At 40.6% G+C, this 6,627-nt stretch carries 7 protein-coding genes and 1 pseudogene; 6 read left to right on the top strand and 2 right to left on the bottom strand.

Translation table 11 applies throughout. The features are described from left to right. Both BLR65_RS31655 and BLR65_RS24735 read right to left on the bottom strand, forming a co-directional pair. Positions 1-94 (bottom strand): annotated as a pseudogene (locus tag BLR65_RS31655) (transposase); the annotation flags it as partial. A 234-nt stretch (positions 95-328) separates the two neighbouring features. Further along, positions 329-1,117 carry a PaaX family transcriptional regulator C-terminal domain-containing protein gene (locus BLR65_RS24735; RefSeq protein ID WP_093796860.1) on the bottom strand — a complete coding sequence of 263 codons (789 nt, stop codon included), beginning with the start codon at positions 1,115-1,117 and terminating at the stop codon, positions 329-331. A gap of 207 nt (positions 1,118-1,324) precedes the next feature. Between BLR65_RS24735 and BLR65_RS24730 the strand changes: the two genes are divergently transcribed. The 6 genes from BLR65_RS24730 (at position 1,325) to BLR65_RS24705 (ending at position 6,540) form a co-directional block, all read left to right on the top strand. After that, positions 1,325-2,131 carry a cyclase family protein gene (locus BLR65_RS24730; RefSeq protein WP_093796858.1) on the top strand — a complete coding sequence of 269 codons (807 nt, stop codon included), beginning with the start codon at positions 1,325-1,327 and terminating at the stop codon, positions 2,129-2,131. After that, on the top strand, positions 2,119-2,676 hold the full coding sequence (locus tag BLR65_RS24725) for a carboxymuconolactone decarboxylase family protein (protein ID WP_093796856.1): 558 nt from the start codon (positions 2,119-2,121) through the stop codon (positions 2,674-2,676). Before BLR65_RS24730 ends, BLR65_RS24725 begins: the two co-directional genes overlap by 13 nt. A 559-nt stretch (positions 2,677-3,235) precedes the next feature. After that, entirely contained in the window at positions 3,236-4,114 is an 879-nt protein-coding gene (locus BLR65_RS24720) for a MurR/RpiR family transcriptional regulator (RefSeq protein ID WP_093796854.1), read from the top strand. A gap of 165 nt (positions 4,115-4,279) precedes the next feature. Continuing rightward, complete coding sequence (locus BLR65_RS24715) at positions 4,280-5,059, top strand: transporter substrate-binding domain-containing protein (protein WP_211285294.1); 780 nt, start codon at positions 4,280-4,282, stop codon at positions 5,057-5,059. Positions 5,060-5,107: 48 nt separating this feature from the next. Then, the gene (locus tag BLR65_RS24710) at positions 5,108-5,782 is read left to right on the top strand and encodes an amino acid ABC transporter permease (protein ID WP_211285295.1); all 675 of its coding nucleotides are present in this window, start codon (positions 5,108-5,110) and stop codon (positions 5,780-5,782) included. Further along, positions 5,779-6,540 (top strand): amino acid ABC transporter ATP-binding protein, encoded by a 762-nt coding sequence (locus BLR65_RS24705; RefSeq protein WP_093796852.1) that lies wholly within the window; start codon positions 5,779-5,781, stop codon positions 6,538-6,540. Before BLR65_RS24710 ends, BLR65_RS24705 begins: the two co-directional genes overlap by 4 nt. Positions 6,541-6,627 lie beyond the last annotated feature (87 nt).

Raw genomic sequence — 6,627 nt, 5'->3', positions numbered from 1 at the left:
TTAGGCCACCTGCCAGTACTACGGTATGAATGTGCGGATGATAGTGTAAGTCTTGCGCCCAGGTATGAAGCAGCGAGAAGAAACCAATTTGCGCTGATCTCGAAAGATCCAAGGGGAAGTGTATCATTGATAGTGGTCAAAAAAGTAGAACTCTACCAAATTTTCATTAATTTGGTAGAGTTCTTGTGGTTTAAGAAAAGAGAAGTTCTTTTTGCTCTCCTTCCATGACCGATTACTCAGTATGCTAATATGCCTGGATTCAAACGGATATTAATCTTTCCTCAGATGATTAGCTACATTGTTTAAAATTCCCTTCAATATGTGTATTCTATTTTTTTATGAACTTGCAATACCGACTGTTTTGACGGAGCTTATTGCCAATTAAATCATGCAGATTGGTCAATAGCTTAAGAATCCGATTGCCAATCCAATCTTTTGGCAATAACGGTATGGGGAGAAACGGATCTTGTAGCAATATATTGTCAACATGTTCGTCTAAATCAAGATAGCTATTAAATAACGTAAGATCATCCGAATCGTGGATGGTCTTTTCTATATTTGGGAAATTTTTGGTAATCCATTGCTTTTCTTGTTTGTATAAATTTTCCAATTTGGGAATATTCCATAATCTATAGGCCTGTTCAGATGTAACAGGTGTCATTGAAAAAGAGCCTTTTATGATATTTGCGTATTCTTTTAGTCCCAATTTTTCTAGAGAGGTACGGATCGCTGTTTCGTAATTCCACGGTGAAATATAGATATTACTATAATATTGCGCAAAGCCTAAGTCAGTAATAATCAACTTGAAAGCATCTTTTTGCTTACGATGCTTTTCAGGGATTTGCATGATAACTACACACCAGCTATTATCAAATGGTTCATGTATATGTTGACGTTTATTATTTAAACTTTTAGCTGCTTTCTGGCCATATTCGGTAATTCGATATGTGCCACGAGAGACTGATTCGATACTTTTAATTTTCTTTAATTGAGAAAGTGTATTACGAATTGTAATTTCTTTGTAGCCTCTAACCTCATAAATATCAATAAGTTCCTTAACCTGCACTTTAATGGCAATATCAATAAGTCCTAGAACTTGTTTTTCGATCGATTTCAAAGTAGGCGACTCCTTTATCTAACTCATCTAAAAAGAAAATCAATTATATTATATTAAAAACGAGAGAAAATATATATATTTAAAATATTAAGTTTTTTTTGATATAAAAATATATATTAAATAACACGAAACGTATATTGACTAGTATAAAATGGAGGTATATTATTAGTTTTGTGAGCTGGATTTTTGCAAAAGGAGAAATGAGCAATGAAGAAAAAACAAATAATTGATTTATCGGTACCCATAAAAGCCGGAATTGCTTCTGATCCCGAAACACAGCTTCCCCAAATTTATTATTCGGATCATGCAGCCGGAGCACATCAGATGGTATCTGTTTTTCCAGGCTTGAATATCAAGGATTTGCCTAACGAACAGGGCTGGGCAGTTGAAAATTTGAAAATTAATACTCACGCGGGAACACACATTGACGCGCCATACCATTATCATGCCTTTGATGATAGTGGTAATCCAATGCCAACTATCGATGAGATACCATTAGATTGGTTCTTTGGTCCAGGGGTTAAATTGGATTTTCGTAAATTTGAGGATGGTCATGTTGTCACTGCTGATGAAATTAAGGAGGAATTGGAGAGAATTGAATATGAGCTGCAACCCGGAGATATTGTTCTGGTAAATACGACAGCAGGGGAAAGATACGGTGATGATAATTACCTGGATAGTGGTTGCGGCGTTGGCAGGGAGGGAACTTTGTATTTAACCGAGCACGGTGTTCGATTGGTTGGTACAGATGCATGGAGTTGGGATACTCCATTTAATTTTATGCGGAAACGATTTGAAGAGACAGAGGATCCGTCAACCATTTGGGAAGGTCATTTTGCCGGCCGTATCCGTCCATATTGTCAGATAGAAAAACTAGGTAATCTAGATAAGCTACCGCCAACAGGTTTTCAGGTTATTGCATTGCCAGTCAATATTTATAAAGCTTCAGCAGGCTGGGTGCGCCCGGTTGCAATTATTGATGAAAATGGTGGTGAGCAAGTATGGCCAGAATAAAGTTAGTTAATCAAGACGACATGACATCAAAACAAAAAGCGGAGTATGATCGATTCCCGTCAAATTTATTCTGTGGTTTATTGAAAACAAAGAATAGTACTCATGGATATGCCGAGCTGGGGGCCGCTTTGTGTGATACATATTTGTCAGCCCAAGATAGGGAGTTTGTTATCTTAAGGGTTGCTTACATGAGCAAATCAGAATATGAGTTAATGCAACACAGGCATTTAGCCATGCAACAAGGGTGGAGTGCGGCAGATATTGATGCGATTGCTCGGAATAATTATCAATATTTTGATCAGCGTATGGCAGTGATTTTAAAATTTATTGATGAAAGTGTCAGTCAAGTTAAGGTGTCAAAGGATACCTTTGAAGCGACCAAGAAGTATTTGAGTGAAGGCGAGCTTGCCGAGCTAACATTGCTAATTGGTCATTATATGATGACCGCAAGATTTTTGGAAACATTGGAGATCGATTTGGATAAGACGCCTACATCCTGGGGAAACGTATACTTATTTTTAGAAAGCGCCTCAGTTAGGCAGTAAAAAAACAATTTGTCATAGCTTAGTAAAAACTATTCTTCTAGAGGCGGCTACTAGAAACCGCCTTAATTATTATTGATGTGCAAAAAGCTATTGATAATCCGTCCTGGTCACAATATGGAGTACAAAATAATCTTAATGCTGAAAAAAACATGGCTGAAATTTTAAGCTTATGGCGAAAGTCATAACGACATATTTCATGTTAAACATGAATCAACTGAACCTAATTCCACTTATCGCCCCGGCCAAGTGGGCTGCGATTTTAAGGAATGTGTCATGCCTTTAAAAGGAGAGCACATATATCCTTCGTAGTAATTTTTGGTGTAATTACAAATAATTCTGTAGACCCCTTGCTTCTTCTAGGGAATTTTTATTAAACTTCATTGACAAAGTACATTGAGTATGGTAACTTTTATTTAACAAACATTAATTGATCTAAACAAGGGCGTTTAGAGACGTAATAGTCGCTAAACGCTTTTTTTTATGCAAAAATTGATGATTGTATTATTATCTTTTTATCCATGAATGAAATCATTATTCATAGGTATGAAAAGAGGTATTTATGAAACAAAAATTTAACAGTACCGATCTGAAAAATTTACTGCAAAAGATGATGGATATTGCCAATGATTCGCCCACTTACGAAAAGCTGGCCCATTATATCGAAAAAAATTATTTGCGGATGATTTTTATGACAGCCGGAGAAGTGGCGCATGAGGCCAATATCAGTCAGGGAAGTGTCTCGCGTTTTTGCCGGGCTTTAGGCTATTACGGTTTCAATGATTTTTTGCGCAGCCTGCAAAAATTTGTTAGCGAAGAAATAGCGGCGCCACAGAGATTGCAGTACCTATCACAGAATAAAAGCAATAATAAAATTCGCAGTATCCTCAACCGAGAACACAAAAATATTGATGAATTGGAGGCGATTTTATCTCAGCCGGCCTATACACAACTGGTGGGCAAGCTGGCAACAGCGCCGGAGATTGTGTTATTATCCGCCCGAATGTCGGCCACGCTGCTGCCGTATGCCGCCTATATTCTCAATAAAATCAGAAATAATGTGGTGCAGCTTCAGCCGGGAAATCCGTTATGGGACACTGTGCACCTGCGGCAGCCTGATACAACGTTGATTTTTACCCTTGCGTTCCCACGGTATCCTACTATGCTCGTCAGTAAAATGCAGGAATTAAAGCAGGAGGGGTTTACTATTGCCGCCATCACAGACAGTATGGTTTCCCCGGTTTCCTATTTAGCTGATCTCGTGCTGCTTGTGCCCATCACCATCTCCTCTATTTTTGATATTTACAGTACACCGATGCTGCTGCTGAATTTCCTGCTGCGCGATGTGGCGCAAAAAATCGAGGGGTTGGAACAGCGGCTGGACAGGCTGGAAACCATGGAAGCCAAAAACCGTAGTTATTATAAGCAATTAATGGAATAGCCCTGAGAATGGCATTGTAAACAACGGCGTTTAGCAATGGCAGTCACTACAAGGTGGTTGTCTGGCGGCGTTTTTTTATTTTACCGGCACCGCGGCAATAACGAAAATTTTTCTAGTTTTCGTTTAGATAGAACACAAGAACACATAGCTGAAAGGATGATATTCATGAAAAAATTTTTGGTAACTTTGCTGGCAATTGTTGTTTTCACTTTTCTGATGTCAGGATGTTCAAGCAGTACGCCTACTGCGAAAAATGACAGTGTCGTGGATAAAATCAAAAAGACAAAGGTGCTTACCGTCGGTACGGATGCTACTTTTAAACCTTTCGAATATAAAAATAACGGCAATTATGAAGGCTTTGATATCGAACTGATTCAAGCGGTGGCTAAAGAACTGGGCGCCGATAAGGTGGAATATGTGGATACTGAGTTTAAAGGACTCATTCCCGGTTTATTGGCGAAAAAATTTGATGTCATTGTTTCCGCGATGTATATTACTGATGAACGGAAACAAACGATTAATTTTTCCGATTCTTATTTTCCGGGCGGTTTGTCCATTATGGTCAAAAAAGAGGATAACAGCATCAAGGGTGTCGGCGATCTGAAGGGCAAAAAGGTTTCTGTACAGGTTGGCACCAAGTCGGCGAAATTCTTAGAGGAAAAATACCCGGACATTACGCTGGTTAAAGTGGAAACCAACAATGAGATGTTCCTGGAACTGGAAACAGGCAAAGTCAATGCCGTTGTGACAGGCTTGCCGGCAGCTAAGACCTATGCCAAGGAAAAAGGTACGGTAAAGGTGTTGCCGGATACGCTGACGGAAGAATTCTACGGCTATGGGCTGCGTAAAGATGATGTGGAATTAACACAAGCAATTAACGCCGCAATCAAAAAGCTGAAAGATAACGGCACATATGCTGCGATTGAGAAAAAATGGTTTGAGTAATTAGGGGAGGGGCAGGTTATCTGCCCCTAATTATACGGAGGAATGATCATGTCATTTGATTTTTCGGTTGTGTTTTTAGGAAAAAATGTGCATTTTTTGCTGTATGGTCTCATGTCGACTATTTTTTTCTCCGTGGCGGGTTTTATGCTGAGCCTCGTGGTCGGTACGATCATTGCTTTTGGGCAGCTTTCCAGTATAAAGCCGTATCGGTACTTTTCCCTGGCCTATTTATCCTGGTTTCGGGCGACCCCGCTGTTGGTACAGTTGTTTTTGCTGTATTACGGTCTGCCTATCTTGTTCCATATTGATACGGTCGCCTGGATTTCCGGTGTGATTGCCTTGGGAATGTACAGCGGTTCTTATGCTTCGCAGATTATTCGCGGCGCCATTCAGTCGATTGATAAAGGGCAGATGGAAGCAGGGCGGTCTTTGGGTTTTTCTTATACACAGACCATGATCAAGATCATTATTCCGCAAGCCTTTTTTCGCATGCTGGCTCCCTTGACCAATGAATTTATTTCTTTGACGAAAAACTCTTCCTTGCTGTCGACGATTACGGTTGTTGAATTGTTCAGACAAGCCAATATCCTGATTGCGGACACGTACCGCACGATCGAATTCTTACTGGCAATCGCGGTCCTGTACTATTTGTTTAACAATCTGATCGGCTATCTCGGCATGAAGCTGGAGCAACACTTCCGCACAGGAGGAGAACTGCAATGATCCATATTGCTTGTTTGCATAAATATTTTGGTGACCATCATGTGTTGCAGGATATTAATCTTACGATCGGACAAGGCAAGGTCGTGGTCATTATTGGTCCGTCCGGCTCGGGGAAAAGCACCCTTTTACGGTGCATCAACTATCTGGAAACTTATAGTGAAGGTGAGATTACCATTGACGGCAAACCGATGGGGCGGAAAATGATTGGCGGTAAATCCGTGCAAATCCCTGAAAAGGAATTAAATAAAACCAGACAGGAAGTTGGCATGGTGTTCCAGTCGTTTAATTTATTTCCTCACAAGACCGTGTTGCAGAATATCACCATGGCCCCGATGTCCTTGAAAAATATGAATCGCCAGGACGCGGAAGCGCTGGCTGTGAGCCTGCTGCAAAAAGTTGGCCTGGAAGATAAAGCCCGGGTGCTTCCCTATCATTTATCAGGCGGGCAAAAGCAGCGGGTTGCCATTGCCCGGGCGCTTGCCATGCAGCCTAAGGTGATGCTGTTTGATGAACCAACATCGGCGCTTGACCCGGAGATGGTAGGGGAAGTATTGCAGGTTATGAAACAATTGGCGAAAGAAGGCATGACCATGGCCATTGTGACCCATGAAATGCGCTTTGCCAAAGATGTAGCCGATGAAGTCATTGTTCTGGATAAGGGTGTCATTATTGAACATGACAAACCGGATAAAATTTTTGCCTGTCCCAGCCATCCGCGCACCAAAGAGTTTTTAAGCAAGGTGTTGGAAAACTCATAGGAAAACTAGTGGAGAAGTAATTATTCGTTAACCGAGCGGTATAGCTGCTGCGGGATAAATAAACCCAGTGTTCAACTTGGATACTGG

This window comes from Sporomusa acidovorans (assembly GCF_900101845.1).
Lineage (GTDB): Bacteria > Bacillota > Negativicutes > Sporomusales > Sporomusaceae > Sporomusa > Sporomusa acidovorans.
Note: the sequence above shows the minus strand (reverse complement) of the source record. Positions and strands in the feature narration are given on the sequence as shown.

What these genes read in the sequence shown, in the direction of transcription:
- BLR65_RS24705 (WP_093796852.1), top strand. Translation starts at nt 5,779, where the DNA reads ATGATCCATATTGCTTGTTTGCATAAATATTTTGGTGACCATCATGTG.
- BLR65_RS24710 (WP_211285295.1), top strand. Translation starts at nt 5,108, where the DNA reads ATGTCATTTGATTTTTCGGTTGTGTTTTTAGGAAAAAATGTGCATTTT.
- BLR65_RS24730 (WP_093796858.1), top strand. Translation starts at nt 1,325, where the DNA reads ATGAAGAAAAAACAAATAATTGATTTATCGGTACCCATAAAAGCCGGA.
- BLR65_RS24725 (WP_093796856.1), top strand. Translation starts at nt 2,119, where the DNA reads ATGGCCAGAATAAAGTTAGTTAATCAAGACGACATGACATCAAAACAA.
- BLR65_RS24715 (WP_211285294.1), top strand. Translation starts at nt 4,280, where the DNA reads ATGAAAAAATTTTTGGTAACTTTGCTGGCAATTGTTGTTTTCACTTTT.
- BLR65_RS24720 (WP_093796854.1), top strand. Translation starts at nt 3,236, where the DNA reads ATGAAACAAAAATTTAACAGTACCGATCTGAAAAATTTACTGCAAAAG.